The sequence below is a fragment of the Roseateles sp. genome, from assembly GCF_049240545.1.
In the GTDB taxonomy this organism is placed as follows: domain Bacteria; phylum Pseudomonadota; class Gammaproteobacteria; order Burkholderiales; family Burkholderiaceae_C; genus Paucibacter_A.
In genome coordinates this window covers 1-15,321 of sequence record NZ_JBMLSK010000277.1, presented here as the reverse complement: position 1 = coordinate 15,321, position 15,321 = coordinate 1, and the positions used below count along the sequence as shown (strand labels likewise).

Below are 15,321 nucleotides of genomic sequence, written 5' to 3'. Positions count from 1 at the left end.
GCAGCACAGAAGCGAGATTATGACTGATTTTTTATTCATCCGTCAAGCGTTTCGAAATTTATTTTCTCAACTGCTTCTCGCTACCCACCGCTTCAAAACAATTCATTCCGAAGCAGCGAAGCCCTCTACTGTAGCACCATTTTTGGCGCGGCAGCAAGCTTTTCGAATTCTTTTGGCCAAAGACTCGGCCGCTTGACCTATACAAAGTGGATGTCAGTGCCTTTTGGGGCGTTGTCTGGGTCTGGGAACCGAGGCCCTCCGGGAGCAGCGGAACATCGAGGCCAGCTCTGCCATCAGGCCCCTCTCCAAGTCGCTGCGTCTTGGTGGGCAATAAAAGTCTCTGCACACCCAAACAAAAAAGCCGGACTCGCGGTCCGGCTCAGAGAGAAGCGTGGGTTGCCCTATTCTTCTTGGAAGGCTTCTTCTCGCTTGCTCTTGATGGCGGGCAGCATCACAACAACGATCATCAGGAAGGCTGCAATCAACAAACCCGCCGATAAGGGTCGGCTCATGAATGTCCCCCAATCTCCACGCGAAAGCAGCAAGGCTCGGCGTAGGTTCTCTTCCATCATGGGACCGAGGATGAAGCCCAAGAGCAAGGGCGCGGGCTCGCAACTGAGCTTGTAGAACAGATAGCCCACCACAGCGAAGATGGCCGTCAAGAAGACATCGAAGTTGTTGTTGTTCAAAGAGTAGGTACCGATGCAGCAGAAGGTCACGATGGCGGGGAAGAGGAATCGATAAGGGACCGTCAGCAACTTGATCCAAACCCCAATCAGCGGAAGATTCAGAACCACCAGCATCAGGTTGCCGACCCACATTGACGCGATCAGACCCCAGAACAGTTCGGGATTGCTGGTCATGACTTGCGGGCCTGGCTGAATTCCCTTGATGGTCATCGCTCCCACCATCAAGGCCATCACCGCATTGGGAGGAATGCCCAAGGTGAGCATTGGGATGAAGCTCGTTTGAGCGCCGGCGTTGTTGGCGGCTTCAGGCCCCGCCACACCTTGAATGGCGCCCCGCCCAAAAGGCACGCGAGGCTTCTTGACGATCTTCTTTTCCAGCGTGTATGCAGCAAACGAGGCCAGCAATGCGCCGCCTCCGGGGAGTACACCCAGGATTGAGCCCAAGGTCGTGCCCCGAATCACCGAGGGCCATGCATCCTGGAAATCCTGTCGAGTTGGCCACAAACCCTTCACATCCTTGGTGAAGACTTCACGCTGCTCGGCAGGCTGACCCAGGTTGGCGATGATCTCGCCAAAGCCAAAGATGCCCATGGCGATGACAACAAAGCCGATGCCGTCGGTCAGTTCTGGAATGTCAAAGGAGAACCGCGGTGTGCCGGAGATCACGTCCGTGTTGATCTGCCCCAGCAGCAGGCCAAGCAAGATCATCGAAATGGCCTTCACCAAGGAGCCCGATGCCAGGACCACGGCTCCAATCAACCCCAGAACCATCAATGAGAAGTACTCGGCCGGACCGAACTTGAAGGCCAACTCGGTCAATGGCGGCGCAAAAGCGGCAATGATGATCGTGCCCACGCAACCGGCGAAGAATGAGCCCAGGCCCGCAGCCGCCAGCGCAGCCCCAGCGCGACCCTGGCGCGCCATTTGATAGCCGTCGATGGCGGTCACCACCGAACTCGACTCACCAGGCACGTTGATCAGAATCGCTGTGGTCGAGCCGCCATATTGCGCGCCATAGTAGATACCCGCCAACATGATCAAGGCGGGAGTCGCATCCAAAGCGTAGATCGAAGGCAGCAGCATGGCGATCGTGGCCACCGGTCCCAAGCCCGGCAACACGCCAATCAAGGTACCCAACACTGCACCACCAAAGGCGTAAAGCAGGTTCTGCCAGGTCATGGCGACCTGAAAGCCCAAGGACAGATTGTTCAGCAGGTCCATGCGTCAGCCCTCAGCCACCGAAAATGGTGGGCCAAACCGGGATCACCAGTTTCAAGCCCCAAACAAAAATCACCCAACTACCGAAGGTCAGGATGACGCTATTGAGCACAGCGTCCTTCCAGCGAAACTCGTCGCTGGCCATAGCCGAGAGAAGAATCAAAACCGGTAGGGTGATGAGCAACCCAAATCGAGGCAGCATCAAACCAAACAAAACGATGGCCGCCACGATGACCAACAGCGGTCGCCAAGCAATGGCGCCGATAGGGTCGCCCCCCTCGGACTCCAAGGTCAAGGCCTTGAACAGCACCATCCCGCCAAGAATGGCCAGCAGCACACCCAGGCCGAAGGGAAAGTAGGCTGGCCCGGGCCGGGCCGATGAGCCAAAGTTGTACTCGCGCGAGGCGACGGCAAACGTCAGCCCCACCAAAACGAACATCAACCCTGACCAGAAGTCTCTTTGACTCTTGATCTTCATTGCAAACCCTCTCGAATGACTCGAATGATCGACGGCGATCTATTGACGAGTCATTCTAGGCAGGGGCTATTGCTGCGCGAGTGTGGGTTCCACGTAAGGGATTGGCGCTGCAGGCCGCGCTGCCGAGCGGGCAACTATTCAAGCGCAACTCAGCTTTGCCACTGCGGCGTGCTGCGCAAAATCTCGTCCAGGGTCGTCACCCCTTCGGCCACCTTCATCGCACCCGCCAGGCGCAGTGGCCGCAAACCCTCTTGCACCGCTTGGCGGCGCAATGCAGAGATATCCGGGGTGGGATGCAGATGGGTTTTGATCGACTCGCCCACGGTCAGCAACTCATACAAACCAGCCCGGCCGCGGTAACCGGTGTGACGACACTCTAGGCAACCCACTGGCTTGTAGGGCTTGACGCCGCCATTCATGCGCCAATGCTTGAGCATGTCGTTCAATGTGTCTCGCGTCACCGTCGGGTCGGGCGCCTTGCAGTGCGGGCACAAGGTCCGCACCAATCGCTGTGCCAGCACGCCGATCACCGTCGCGCTGATCAAATAAGAAGGCACGCCCAAGTCCGTCAAACGAGTGATGGCGGACGCCGCATCATTGGTGTGCAAGGTGCTGAAGACCAAGTGTCCGGTCAGCGAGGCCTGGATCGCCATTTCGGCGGTCGCCAGATCGCGGATCTCGCCCACCATGATGATGTCGGGGTCCTGGCGCATCAGAGCTCGCAAGCCTTCTGCAAAACCAAAGTCCAGCGCCGCCTGCACCTGAGTCTGGTTGAAAGCCGGCTCGATCATCTCGATCGGGTCTTCAATCGTGCAGACATTGACCTCGTCAGTGGCCAGGCGCTTGAGCGTCGAATACAGCGTGGTGGTCTTGCCGCTGCCTGTGGGCCCGGTCACCAAGATGATGCCGTGCGGCTGGGTCACCAACTTCTCCCAGCGCTCGGTGTCATGGCTGGAGAAGCCCAACATGGCCAGATCCTTGACCGCCGTGTCGGGGTCAAAGATTCGCATCACCATCTTTTCGCCAAAGGCAGTCGGCAGCGTGGAGAGTCGCATTTCGACCTCGTCACCCGCCGGGTTACGCGTCTTGATGCGGCCATCCAGCGGCCGGCGGCGTTCAACCACATCCATGCGGCCCAAGAGCTTGATGCGCGAGATCATCGCGTTCATCACGGTCGGCGGCAGCTGATAGACGGTGTGCAAGACCCCGTCGATGCGGAAGCGGATCACGCCCATCTCGCGGCGTGGTTCCAGGTGGATATCACTGGCGCGCTGATCAAAAGCGTACTGCCATAACCAATCCACCACCTGCACCACGCCTTGGTCATTGGCGTCGAGTTGCTTGTTGCTGCGGCCGAGTTCAACCAATTGCTCGAAGCTGGCCACCTGGGTCGACTCGCCCGTCTTGGCAGCCGCGCGCACCGAACGCGCCAAGGTGAAGAACTCGGTGGTGTAGCGCGAGATCTCCAGCGGATTGGCCACCACCAACTTGATCGGCTTGCGGGTGTGCGACTCAATCTGCGCCACCCAGCTGGTGTCAAAAGGCTCCGAAGTAGCAATCGTCACTTCATTCAAGCCCACCAGCACCGGCAAGCAGCGCTTGGCCTCGGCATAGCCGACCGACATCACATCCGACACCCGCCCCACATCCACTTTGAGCGGGTCAATGCGAAGGTAAGGCAGTTTGGCGCGCTGCGCCAGCCACTCGGTCAGGGCATCCAGATCCAGCGACTTGCCGCTGCTGCCCACGCGGCTCAAACCCGCATGAGCCAAGCGCACCAAGGGGTGCAAAGAGCTATCGCCCGCCGCAAAACGCTGCTGGGTGCGTGCCACCTGCTCCTGGTCGATCACGCCATCTTCCAGCAACCAGTTCAACAGGGCCCGCCACTCCAGCCGCCCTTCTGACTTTGCAGTCACGGCAGCCGGGGTCTCGGTTTTGGGCTTGGCATTCATGTCTGCGGTTCGGATCTCAGCTGATTGATGATGCTCAAGGGCAGCGGGCGCACCAGGCGCAGCCATTTGCGCGCCGGCAGTTCAAACTCCGCCTCGATGGTAGCCGCTCGGCGCTCCAGTTCCTCGCGCTCGGGGACCTGCACCCCACGTGCAGCCACCACAATCGTGTTGCCCTCCTTGGTCGACGCCAGGCTCCAGACCTGATCGCTGCCAAAGACCGACGCGATGCGCCCTGCACTGCGCGCAAAGCTGGCATCGCGACCAAAAAGATTCACCGTCATCAAGCCGCCATCGGCCAGGATGCGATGGCAGTTGGCGTAGAAGGCTTCGTCGTCCAAGACCGGGGACGCAGCGTCATGGTCATACAGATCCACATTTAAGACATCGACCGTCTGCGCCCGCTCCGGCTCGGCCACCCAGCGCGCCGCGTCGGCGTTAAAAACCGTCAAGCGCTTATCGTCCTCGGGCAGATGAAACCAAACCCGGCAGGCATTGATCACCGTTGGGTTGAGCTCCACTGCACTGGTCTGCATGCGCAAGACTTTGTGGCAATACCGGGTCAGCGCCGCTGCGCCCAGGCCCAGCTGCACCGCATGGCCCTCGCGGACCTGGCTGGACTCGCGCCACAGCATCCACACCATCATGCGCTGGATGTACTCCAGCTCCAGTTGTTGGGGCTTGCGTATCCGCATCGCGCCCTGCACCCAGATGGAGTCCAAATGCAAAAAGCGCACGCCGTCGTACTCGGACAGCGTGGCCGGGGCCCAAGCCACTTTTTTGGTCTTTTTGTTGTTCATTGATTCGATGCGCTGAAAAAGTCGGGCGCCATCTGCTGCCAAGCCGCCAGTTTGCCTGCATAGGCCAAGGTGTAGGCCGGGCTGCTGGAGGGCAACTGAAATATTTTGTAGCGCTGGGCCGCCTCGCCCAACTGAATCAGGCCCAAACGCGCCGCCGTGCCCCCATTGAAAGCGATCATGCGCAAGGCCGGCATGCCGGCCAAGAGCGCATGCAGATCACTGGCGCGCGGCTCGCGAATCTGGCTGTCCAGGCTGCCTTGGCGCTGCGTCTCCGTGATCACATCCCAGAGGCCCATGCGGTGCTGCCGCAAGAGTTGCAGTCGAGTGGCGTAGTCGGCGTCGACCAGCGGCAGATCAAACACATCCGACAACAAGCGCCAGAGTTGATTGCGAGGATGGCCGTAGTACTGCTGTGCCTTCAAGGACGCCACGCCGGGAAAGCTGCCCAAGACCAGCAAGCGGGTATCAGGCGCCACATGCGGCGCCAGGCCTTGCAGGCGCGGCAAGCTGGAGGAAGCCTCAGCCATGGGCATCCAACAAGGCCTGCAACTTGGGCAAGGCCGCGCCCACATTGGCCGAGGTGATGCGCGCGGTTTGCGCAAGTGTCCATACACGCAAGTCCGCCAGACTTTGAGCAATGCGCGGCAACTCAGCAGGCTCGTTGCGGCCCGAGAGCTCACCCGCCGCACGCTGCTCGGCGGTTTTGTAAAGCCAATGCGGCGGGATGTCTGGCGCATCGGTCTCCAACACCACAGCAGATTCAGGAAGGCCTGCGGCCAGGCGGCGAATCTGCGCCGAACGCTCAAAGGTCAAGGTGCCGCCAAAGCCGAGCTTGAAGCCACGTTCGACAAAACGCTGCGCCTGCTGATCGCTGCCATTGAAAGCGTGGGCGATGCCGCCCCGCACCGCAATGCGCGAAAGCCCGGCCAACAGCTGATCTGCGCTGCGCCGCACATGCAGCAAGACCGGCAGATCAAAGCGACGCGCGAGCTTCAGCTGCTCGCGATAGAAGAACTGTTGGCGCTCGGCACTCAGGCCGGGCACAAAGAAGTCCAGGCCAATCTCCCCCACCGCCACCAAGCGCGGGTCGGTGGCATAACGAGCAAGCAGCTCCGCCAACAGGGTCAGGTCTTGCTCCTTCGCCTGCATCACATAAAGCGGATGGATGCCCAAGGCATAGGCAAAGTCATGCCGGTGCGCCAACTCGCGGGCCGCTTCGAAGTCAAAGGCGCCTACGGCCGGAATCACCAGCATCTGCACGTCAGCATCGCGGGCGCGCTGGACCACCGCCTCGCGGTCGAGATCGAACTCGGGTGCGTCCAGATGGCAGTGGCTGTCGATCCACATGGGGCTCAGCCCTGAATGCAGAGCCGGGCTCAACTCAACGGAACACCACCGTGCGACGGCCGTTCATCAAAACGCGGTGCTCGGCATGCCACTGGATAGCGCGTGCCAAGGTCACGCATTCAACATCACGACCGATGGCGACCAGATGCTCGGGCGTCAGGCCATGATCAATGCGTGCCACTTCCTGCTCGATGATGGGGCCTTCATCCAGGTCGGAGGTGACGTAATGCGCCGTCGCACCAATCAGCTTGACGCCGCGCTCATGCGCTTGGTGATAAGGCTTGGCGCCCTTGAAGCTGGGCAAAAAGCTGTGATGGATATTGATGGCCCGACCCGACAAATCACGGCACAAGTCCGGCGACAGGATTTGCATATAGCGCGCCAACACCACCAGATCGATTTGGTTGTCCGCGATCACCTCACGGATCTTGCGTTCCTGCGCCTGCTTTTGCTCCTCGGTCGAGTTCAAAAGCGGGAAGTGGTGGAAGGGAATATTGTGCGAGGCGGCCAGTTGATAGAAGTCGCGGTGGTTGGAGACGATGGCCGGAATCTCGATCGGCAAATGCCCGGTCTGCACCCGGAACAAAAGATCGTTCAAGCAATGACCGAGCTTGGACACCATCAACAAGACACGCGTCTTGGCCTGGCTGGACACCAAGGTCCAGTCCATCTGCAGCCGGGTCGCCAAGGGCTCAAACGCTGCGCGCAAGGCTTCCACCGAAGCACCGCTTCCACACTCAAACTCAATGCGCATGAAAAAGCGCTGATGGTCGGCATCCCCATGCTGGGCCGAGGTCAAGATATTGCCGCCCTGCTCCAGCAACAAGCCGGTGACCGCATGGACGATGCCGGCTTGATCGGGACAACTGAGCTTGAGAATGAATCGTGAGGAGGTCATGGTCCGAAGGTCTTTGAATAAGGGTCAATCGTGAGGCCAGGGCTGCAAAGCAAGTTCAAGCAGGAACGCCCAGCTGGGCCGCCTGCATGGTGCCGCCCAGCAGATGCAGCTGAGCCTGGCATTGCTGGGCCAGACCTTGGTCATGGGTGACCATGACGAAGGCGGTGCCAATGTCCTTGGCGGTGGTCAGCATCAACTCGAACACGGCCTGCGCCGTATTGCGATCGAGATTGCCGGTGGGCTCGTCGGCCAAGACGCAAGCGGGCTGGGTGACCAGGGCGCGAGCAATCGCCACCCGCTGGCGCTCACCGCCCGACAACTCGGCCGGTCGGTGCTGCACGCGAGCGCCCAAGCCCACCCGGGCCAACATGGCCGCGGCCACCTCACGCGCCTGCGCTTGCGGCATGCGGCGGATACGCAGCGGCATGGCCACATTGTCCAAAGCGCTGAACTCGGGCAGCAGGTGGTGGAACTGATAGACAAAGCCCAGGTGCAGATTGCGCCAACGACCCAATTCCGGCTCGGCCATATCGGCCAAGTTGCGGCCCATCAAGCTGACATGCCCGGTGCTGGGTTTGTCCAGCCCACCGAGCAAATGCAGCAACGTCGACTTGCCAGAACCCGAGGCGCCGACGATGGCCAGGGTCTGGCCGCGCCGTACCGTCAGGTCCACCCCGCTCAGCACTTGCACATCCAGATCGCCCTCGGAGAAACGGCGCCCAAGGCCCAAGCCTTGCAGGACTACATCACGACCGTTCTCATTCATAACGCAAAGCCTCGGCAGGCTGAACGCGGCTTGCGCGCCAGCTCGGATACAGGGTGGCCAGGAAGGCCAGCGCCAGCGAGATCAACACCAGCGGCGCAATATCGTTCATGCGCGGATCGCTGGGCATATGGCTGATCAGATACATGCTGGCCGGCAGGAACTGGGTGTTCAAAGCCCACTCAATCGTCGGCACGATCACATCCAGATTGAAGGCCACCAAGAGGCCCAAAGCCACGCCCGACAAGGTGCCCAGCACCCCGGCCAAGGCGCCTTGCACCATGAAGATGGCCATGATGGAGCGCGGGCTGGCGCCCAGGGTGCGCAGAATCGCAATATCGGCCTGCTTGTCGGTCACCGTCATCACCAGGGTCGAGACCAGATTGAACGCAGCCACCGCCACGATCAAGGTCAGGATGATGCTCATCATGCGTTTTTCCACCTGCACCGCGTCATACCAATTGGCGTTGGTGCGGGTCCAGTCGCGCACGCGGATCTCGCCGCCCAGGCTCAAGGCCAGCTGATCGCCAACCTGGCGCGCCTGGTGCACATCGTTCAAGCGCAGTTGCACGCCGGTGGGGCCATCGACACGAAAAAAGCGCGCCGCGTCCTCCACATGAATCAAGGCCAGGCCACTGTCGTATTCGTAATGGCCGGCGTTGAAGATGCCCACCAAGGTGAACTGCTTGTAGCGCGGGATCACACCGGCCGGCGTGACCTGGCCGCTAGGCGCCACCAGGGTCAGCTTGTCGCCCTCGCGCACGCCCAAGGTACGGGCCAATTCGGCGCCAACGATGATGCCCCACCCGCCCGCTTGCAAGCGGCTGAGCGAACCTTCTTTGTTGAGCTTGGCGGCCAGCGGCGTCAGCTCCGCTTCCAAAGCGGGCTCAATGCCGCGCACCACCGCACCGCGCATGTCCTCGCCGCGAGCGATCAAAACCTGCGCGGCCACAAAAGGCGCGGCCGCTGCTACGGCCGGGTTCTGCTTGGCCTTGGCCGCCGTGGCTTGCCAATCCGGCAAGGCCTGACCCTGCGACTCCAGCAACTCCACATGGGCGATCACCGAGAGCATGCGGTCTCGCACCTCTTTCTGAAAGCCATTCATCACCGACAAGACGATGATCAGCGCCGCCACGCCCAGGGCAATGCCCAGCACCGACACGCCGGAAATGAAGGAGATGAAGCGATTGCGCCGCCCGCCCCGCCCGGCGCGGGTGTAGCGCCAGCCAATTTGCAACTCATAAGGCCAATTCATGGGCGGGGATGCTAACCGACCCGCGCAACTCGGTCGGCAAGTCAGGGCCAGCTTCGCCTCCGCACCGACAGGTCAAAGGCAGATTAACGAATAAGCAAATTCCAAAACAGTTGTTTTCAGAATAAGCAAAGCTTGGCAAGCTAGCGCCCTTCGCTGAATCAGCGTCAAACATTTGGAGTCGCCATGAAAGAGATCACCGCGCTGTCCGCTACGTTTCGCCGTCGCCACCTGATGCTGGCCACGGCCCTCGCCAGCCTGGCGACCCTGCCTCTCATGGCGCAGGCCCAAGCCTCCGCAGACACCTTGCTGAACGTCTCCTACGACGTCAGCCGCGAGCTCTACAAGGAAATCAACCCCGCTTTCATCGCCCAGTACAAAGCCAAGACCGGCAAGACCTTGACGATCAACCAATCGCATGGCGGATCCAGCAAACAAATCGGCTCGGTGATCGGCGGCTTGGAGGCCGATGTGGTGACCATGAACCAAGCCACCGATGTGGACGCTCTGGCGGATAAGGGCTTGACCGCCGCCGAATGGCGCAACCGCTTCCCGAACGGTGCCGCGCCCTACAGTTCCACCATTGTTTTCCTGGTGCGCAAAGGCAATCCCAAGGCCATCAAGGATTGGAACGACCTGACCCGCGCCGGCCTGCAAGTCATCATCCCCAACCCCAAGACATCGGGCAACGGACGCTACAGCTATCTGGCTGCCTGGGGCAGCGTCTTGGCCAAGGGCGGCAACGAAGCCCAGGCCAAGGATCTGGTGAGCAAGCTGCTGGCCAATGTGCCGGTCTTGGACGGCGGTGGCCGAGGCGCGACCACCACCTTCACCCAGCGCGGCATCGGCGACGTGCTGCTGACCTTTGAATCCGAAGCCGAGTTGATTGAAAACGAATTTGGCAAGGGCCTGTTCGATGTCGTGAACCCCAGCGTCTCGATCGAAGCCGACGCACCGGTCGCTATCGTCGACAAGGTCGCCGCCAAAAAAGGTACGACCGTGGTGGCCAAGGCCTATCTGGACTTCCTCTACACCCCCGAGGCCCAGGCCATCATCGCCAAGCACAACTTCCGCCCGCGTGACGCCGCCGTGTTCAAGCGCGAGGAAAAGCGCTTCGCCCCGATCAAGTTGTTCAGCGTGGACCAGTTGTTGGGCGGTTGGCCCAAGGTCAGCAAGACCCACTTTGCCGATGGCGGCACCTACGACCAGATCGTGGCCGGCATCAAACGCTAAGCCCTTTCTTCAGCGCCCCCTTCCGACATGAGTTCTGCCGCCCCCACTGCCGTGACCCTTGTTGCGTCAGTCCCTGAGCTGCCCAAACGGGCCAAACGTCGGGTCTTGCCCGGCTTTGGCCCGACCATGGGCTTTACCCTGTTCTACCTTTCGCTGATCGTGCTGATCCCGCTGTCGGCGGTGTTCATCAAGTCGGCGGGTCATGGCTTTGACGCCTTCTGGGCTGCGGCCAGCGCACCGCGTGTGGTGGCTTCTTACAAACTGAGCTTTGGCTTGTCGCTGCTGGCTGCGGCCATCAATCTCGTGTTCGGGCTGATCTTGGCCTGGAGCCTGGTGCGCTATGAGTTCTTCGGCAAAAAAGTGGTGGACGCGCTGATCGACCTGCCCTTCGCCCTGCCTACCGCCGTGGCCGGCATTGCGCTGACCGCGCTGTACGCCCCCAATGGCTGGATTGGTGAACTGCTGGTGCCGTGGGGCATCAAAGTGGCCTTCACGCCGCTGGGCATCTTGATCGCCCTGATCTTCATCGGCCTGCCTTTCATTGTGCGAACGGTGCAGCCGGTCTTGGAAGACATGGAAACCGAGCTGGAAGAAGCCGCCGCCTCGCTGGGCGCGCAGCGCTGGCAGACCTTCCGCCTGGTGGTCTTGCCGACCCTGATGCCGGCGCTGCTGACCGGCTTTGCGCTGGCCTTTGCCCGCGCCGTGGGTGAATACGGCTCGGTGATCTTCATCGCCGGCAATCTGCCCATGGTCAGCGAGATCACGCCGCTGATGATCATCTCCAAGTTGGAGCAATACGACTATGTGGGCGCCACTGCCATCGCAGCGGTAATGTTGATTTTCTCCTTCACCCTGCTGTTGCTGATCAACGGCTTGCAGGCCTGGAGCTCACGCCGTAACGGTCAAGAAGGACGCAAATAATGGCCGGCATCGTTTCAAGCTTGGGCGTGCCTCAAAACAGCGGCGGCCGCTACCAAAACAACCCCGCCACGCGGGAAGCCCCCTGGGTGCGCTACCTGCTGCTGACCCTGGGCCTGAGCTTCTTCGCCTTGTTTCTGGTCTTGCCCCTGGTGGCCGTGTTCAGCGAGGCGCTGCGCAAAGGCTGGGAGGTCTACCTCGCGGCCTTGGTCGAGGCCGACGCCGTCTCGGCCCTCAAGCTGACGCTGATCGCCGCCGCGATTTCGGTGCCCCTGAACCTGGTGTTTGGCGTCAGCGCCGCATGGGCGGTGGCCAAACATGACTTCCGCGGCAAGCAGTTGCTGATCACCTTCATCGACCTGCCCTTCTCGGTGTCGCCGGTGGTGGCGGGCCTGGTCTACGTGCTGCTGTTTGGCGCGCAAGGTTGGTTTGGCGGCTGGTTGCAGGCCAACGACGTGAAGATCATCTTCGCCGTGCCGGGCATCGTACTGGCCACCCTCTTCGTGACCTTCCCCTTTGTCGCACGTGAGTTGATTCCGCTGATGCAGGCCCAGGGCCGCGACGAAGAGGAAGCCGCCACCGTGCTGGGGGCCAGTGGCTGGCAAACCTTCTGGCGCGTCACGCTGCCGAATGTGAAGTGGGGCCTGCTCTACGGCGTGATCCTGTGCAATGCGCGAGCCATGGGCGAGTTCGGCGCGGTGTCGGTGGTGTCGGGCCACATCCGCGGCCAGACCAACACCCTGCCCCTGCATGTCGAGATTCTCTACAACGAGTACCAGTTCGCCGCCGCCTTTGCCGTGGCCTCGATCCTGGCCCTGCTGGCCCTGGTCACGCTGATCCTCAAACAGTTTGTCGAATGGCGCGCCCATTCGTCGGTGAAGGAAGCCCCATGAGCATCCAAGTCAAAAACATCCACAAGTCGTTCGGCAGTTTCACCGCTTTAGGCGATGTCAGCCTCGACTTCCCCACCGGCGAACTGGTCGCCCTTTTGGGCCCCTCCGGCTGCGGCAAGACCACGCTTTTGCGCATCATCGCCGGCCTGGAAACGGCCGACCGGGGTCAGGTCTTGCTGGACGGCGAAGACGCGTCCGACACCCATGTGCGCGAGCGCCAGGTGGGCTTTGTGTTCCAACACTACGCCTTGTTCCGCCACATGACAGTGTTCGAGAACGTGGCTTTTGGCCTGCGCGTCAAGCCCCGCAAGGAGCGACCCAGCGAATCCGAAATCAAGCGCAAGGTGCATGAGTTGCTGAACCTGGTGCAGCTCGATTGGCTGGCCGACCGCTTCCCGCCGCAACTCTCCGGCGGCCAGCGGCAGCGCATCGCCCTGGCCCGCGCCCTGGCGGTGGAGCCGCGCGTGCTGCTGCTGGACGAGCCCTTCGGCGCCCTCGACGCCAAGGTGCGCAAAGAGCTGCGCCGCTGGCTGCGCCGCTTGCATGACGAACTCCACATCACCAGCGTCTTCGTCACCCATGACCAAGAAGAAGCGCTGGAAGTGGCCGACCGCGTGGTGCTGATGGACCACGGCAAGGTCGAGCAAATCGGCACGCCGCAAGAGGTTTACGAACACCCGGCCACGCCCTTTGTCTATGGCTTCTTGGGCGCGGTGAACCGCTTCGAAGGCCGTGCCGAGGGTGGCGTGATTCATCTGGGCGATCAGCATCTGAGCTTTGGCAAGTCCTTGACGGACAAGGTCGGCCAGGTGCAGGCCTACGCCCGCCCGCATGAACTGCAAATCCTGACCGCTGCCGACGCGCGCGGCCTGCCCGCCACCGTCGAGCGGGTGCTGAGCTTCGGCGCCGCGGCGCGGGTGGAATTGACCGGCGTAGATGGCCAGCACCTGGAGGCCGAACTGACCCGCGAGCAAGCCGCCGTGCTGAATCTGCAAAACGGCCAGCGCGTGCACCTGAGCGCCTCGCGCCTGAGCCTGTTCGAAGCGGGCGCCGGCATCTGATGCCCCGGTGACGCTGCTGCAAAGCACGTCATCTGGGAGACTCCGTCCCTGACGCCACCCCAGGCGTCGGGTGGCGAACCCGCCCCTCCCAGGTAAAGAAGCCATTCGGGCGATTCACTCGACCCGATCCAATACCAATAAAATACCAAAATTACTGAAAATGCCGACAAGCTCGGCATTGCTTCAGGCCGGCCGATTGGGATCGCAGCCCGCCATCAATCACCACAAAGGGGGATAAGCCCTTGTTTTGGGGCCCCTGAGTCAGGTGTGAACAAAACACAGCAATCCACATGCACCCCCCGCAGGCGCGGGATTTGGTATTCAAGTGGTTAAACCCAAACTGTACTCATCAGTTTGAGACCCCTGACAAAGGGGTGAGTCAATCCCTATATCAAGGAATCTCGATGACACAGCGCAATTTTCTGAAGAGTGACCTGGCCGCAGCGGCATTGATCTTGGCCGCAGCCGGCAGCCAAGCCGCCCCTACCGTACTGGACTTTTCGGAACTCCAGAACATCGGCAACAAGAAGGTCAACAGCATCTCGGAAAACGGATACACCGTCTCCAACAACTGCAAGAACACCGCCTGCTTCAAGGGCGGAAAAGACAGTTTGCGCACTGATGTTGGCGGCTCGTAGACCACGCTGATGAAGGATAACGGCCAATTGTTCGACCTGCTGAGCATCCAGTTGGATGATTACTACAACGGCATGGCAGGCAGGGTTAACAGTGACTACATCATTGACTTCACCTTCAAATACGCTTCAGGGAAAGAAGCCAAGAAGACAGTCACCCTAGATCGGACCTCCGGCTTCCAAGCCTTCAATTTGAACGAGACCAATCTGCGCAGCGCCAGCTGGATGTCGAGCGGCTACCTGCGCTTTGACAATATCCAGTCCAACCCAGTCCCCGAGCCCACCACCCTGGCCTTGTTGCCCTTGGCCCTCGGCGGCGCCTTGTTGGCCAGCCGTCGTCGCAAGGCTGCAGCCAAGTAAGTTGCGCTGAACCCCATGCGCTGTGTTGATGCCCCAAGGCGTCAACCAACAACAAAAAAAAGCCCGTTCAGGTGATTGCCTGAACGGGCTTTTTTGTCTTGGGCATCGACAAAAGGATCAGTGCGCCTGATCCCAGTTGGCGCCGACGCCCACCTCGGCCAAGAGCGGCACCTTCAACTGCGCCACGCCGGCCATCAAGCGCGGCACTTCGGCCTTGACCCAGTCCAGCTCAGCCTCGGGCACCTCGAAGACCAATTCATCGTGCACCTGCATGACGATGCGGGTCGCCTTGCCTTCGGCATCCAGCGCCGCCTGCACCGCACTCATGGCCAGCTTGATCAAATCGGCCGCCGTGCCCTGCATCGGCGCATTGATGGCCTGCCTCTCAGCGCCGGTGCGGCGCGGGCCGTTGCCGGAGTTGATCTCGGGCAGCCAGAGGCGTCGGCCAAACACCGTCTCCACATAACCCTTGGCCTTGGCTGACTCACGGGTGGCGTCCATATAGTGCTTCACGCCCGCAAAGCGGTTGAAGTACAGGTCGATATAGTCGCGCGCCGCCTTGGGATCGATGCCCAGTGACTGCGCCAGACCAAAAGCACCCATGCCGTAGATCAGGCCAAAGTTGATGGTCTTGGCATAGCGGCGCTGCTCGGAGGTCACCTCGTTCAGCGGTGTGCGGAACACCTCGGCGGCGGTGGCGCGGTGCACATCCTCGCCTTGGCCGAAGGCGCGCAAGAGCCCCGGGTCCTCGCTGATGTGAGCCATGATGCGTAGCTCGATCTGCGAATAGTCGGCGCTGACGATCAGATGCCCCGGCGGCGCGATAA

Annotated in this window: 17 protein-coding genes; 7 read left to right on the top strand and 10 right to left on the bottom strand. The window is 61.1% G+C overall.

Features of this window, described 5'->3' with window-relative positions:
- Positions 1-196 (top strand): hypothetical protein (locus ACOVRJ_RS17805; RefSeq protein WP_422045174.1); only part of this gene is annotated, 196 nt, incomplete at its 5' end.
- A gap of 205 nt (positions 197-401) precedes the next feature.
- Here ACOVRJ_RS17805 and ACOVRJ_RS17800 read toward each other — a convergent pair.
- From ACOVRJ_RS17800 to ACOVRJ_RS17760, 9 genes are all read right to left on the bottom strand, one after another.
- Complete coding sequence (locus ACOVRJ_RS17800; RefSeq protein ID WP_422045173.1) at positions 402-1,910, bottom strand: tripartite tricarboxylate transporter permease; 1,509 nt, start codon at positions 1,908-1,910, stop codon at positions 402-404.
- Positions 1,911-1,920: 10 nt separating this feature from the next.
- Positions 1,921-2,385, bottom strand: a complete 465-nt coding sequence (locus ACOVRJ_RS17795; protein ID WP_422045172.1) for a tripartite tricarboxylate transporter TctB family protein — start codon at positions 2,383-2,385, stop codon at positions 1,921-1,923.
- Positions 2,386-2,534: 149 nt separating this feature from the next.
- A complete protein-coding gene (locus ACOVRJ_RS17790) occupies positions 2,535-4,337 on the bottom strand; it encodes a GspE/PulE family protein (RefSeq protein ID WP_422045171.1) in 1,803 nt (600 codons plus the stop codon).
- Complete coding sequence (locus tag ACOVRJ_RS17785; protein ID WP_422045170.1) at positions 4,334-5,134, bottom strand: spermidine synthase; 801 nt, start codon at positions 5,132-5,134, stop codon at positions 4,334-4,336. The genes ACOVRJ_RS17790 and ACOVRJ_RS17785 overlap by 4 nt, the downstream gene beginning before the upstream one ends.
- Positions 5,131-5,661 carry a DNA-deoxyinosine glycosylase gene (locus tag ACOVRJ_RS17780; protein ID WP_422045169.1) on the bottom strand — a complete coding sequence of 177 codons (531 nt, stop codon included), beginning with the start codon at positions 5,659-5,661 and terminating at the stop codon, positions 5,131-5,133. The genes ACOVRJ_RS17785 and ACOVRJ_RS17780 overlap by 4 nt, the downstream gene beginning before the upstream one ends.
- Positions 5,654-6,481: a TatD family hydrolase gene (locus tag ACOVRJ_RS17775; RefSeq protein ID WP_422045168.1), complete on the bottom strand. Its 828-nt coding sequence runs from the start codon at positions 6,479-6,481 to the stop codon at positions 5,654-5,656. The genes ACOVRJ_RS17780 and ACOVRJ_RS17775 overlap by 8 nt, the downstream gene beginning before the upstream one ends.
- Positions 6,482-6,515: 34 nt before the next feature.
- Positions 6,516-7,379, bottom strand: coding sequence for a formyltetrahydrofolate deformylase (gene purU, locus ACOVRJ_RS17770; protein WP_422045167.1), 864 nt, complete (start codon positions 7,377-7,379; stop codon positions 6,516-6,518).
- A gap of 55 nt (positions 7,380-7,434) precedes the next feature.
- The gene (locus ACOVRJ_RS17765; RefSeq protein ID WP_422045166.1) at positions 7,435-8,145 is read right to left on the bottom strand and encodes an ABC transporter ATP-binding protein; all 711 of its coding nucleotides are present in this window, start codon (positions 8,143-8,145) and stop codon (positions 7,435-7,437) included.
- Positions 8,138-9,397, bottom strand: a complete 1,260-nt coding sequence (locus ACOVRJ_RS17760) for a lipoprotein-releasing ABC transporter permease subunit (RefSeq protein ID WP_422045165.1) — start codon at positions 9,395-9,397, stop codon at positions 8,138-8,140. Before ACOVRJ_RS17760 ends, ACOVRJ_RS17765 begins: the two co-directional genes overlap by 8 nt.
- A 183-nt stretch (positions 9,398-9,580) precedes the next feature.
- Here ACOVRJ_RS17760 and ACOVRJ_RS17755 point away from each other — a divergent pair, with 183 nt between their 5' ends.
- From ACOVRJ_RS17755 to ACOVRJ_RS17730, 6 genes are all read left to right on the top strand, one after another.
- On the top strand, positions 9,581-10,627 hold the full coding sequence (locus ACOVRJ_RS17755) for a sulfate ABC transporter substrate-binding protein (protein WP_422045164.1): 1,047 nt from the start codon (positions 9,581-9,583) through the stop codon (positions 10,625-10,627).
- A 27-nt stretch (positions 10,628-10,654) separates the two neighbouring features.
- A complete protein-coding gene (cysT, locus tag ACOVRJ_RS17750; RefSeq protein ID WP_422045163.1) occupies positions 10,655-11,548 on the top strand; it encodes a sulfate ABC transporter permease subunit CysT in 894 nt (297 codons plus the stop codon).
- Complete coding sequence (gene cysW, locus ACOVRJ_RS17745; RefSeq protein WP_422045162.1) at positions 11,548-12,438, top strand: sulfate ABC transporter permease subunit CysW; 891 nt, start codon at positions 11,548-11,550, stop codon at positions 12,436-12,438. Before cysT ends, cysW begins: the two co-directional genes overlap by 1 nt.
- Positions 12,435-13,499 (top strand): sulfate/molybdate ABC transporter ATP-binding protein, encoded by a 1,065-nt coding sequence (locus tag ACOVRJ_RS17740; protein WP_422045161.1) that lies wholly within the window; start codon positions 12,435-12,437, stop codon positions 13,497-13,499. The genes cysW and ACOVRJ_RS17740 overlap by 4 nt, the downstream gene beginning before the upstream one ends.
- Positions 13,500-13,789: 290 nt before the next feature.
- On the top strand, positions 13,790-14,137 hold the full coding sequence (locus ACOVRJ_RS17735) for a hypothetical protein (RefSeq protein WP_422045160.1): 348 nt from the start codon (positions 13,790-13,792) through the stop codon (positions 14,135-14,137).
- Positions 14,138-14,146: 9 nt separating this feature from the next.
- Positions 14,147-14,494, top strand: a complete 348-nt coding sequence (locus tag ACOVRJ_RS17730; protein ID WP_422045159.1) for a PEP-CTERM sorting domain-containing protein — start codon at positions 14,147-14,149, stop codon at positions 14,492-14,494.
- Positions 14,495-14,611: 117 nt separating this feature from the next.
- Here ACOVRJ_RS17730 and ACOVRJ_RS17725 read toward each other — a convergent pair.
- Positions 14,612-15,321 (bottom strand): DNA polymerase (locus ACOVRJ_RS17725; RefSeq protein WP_422045158.1); only part of this gene is annotated, 710 nt, incomplete at its 5' end.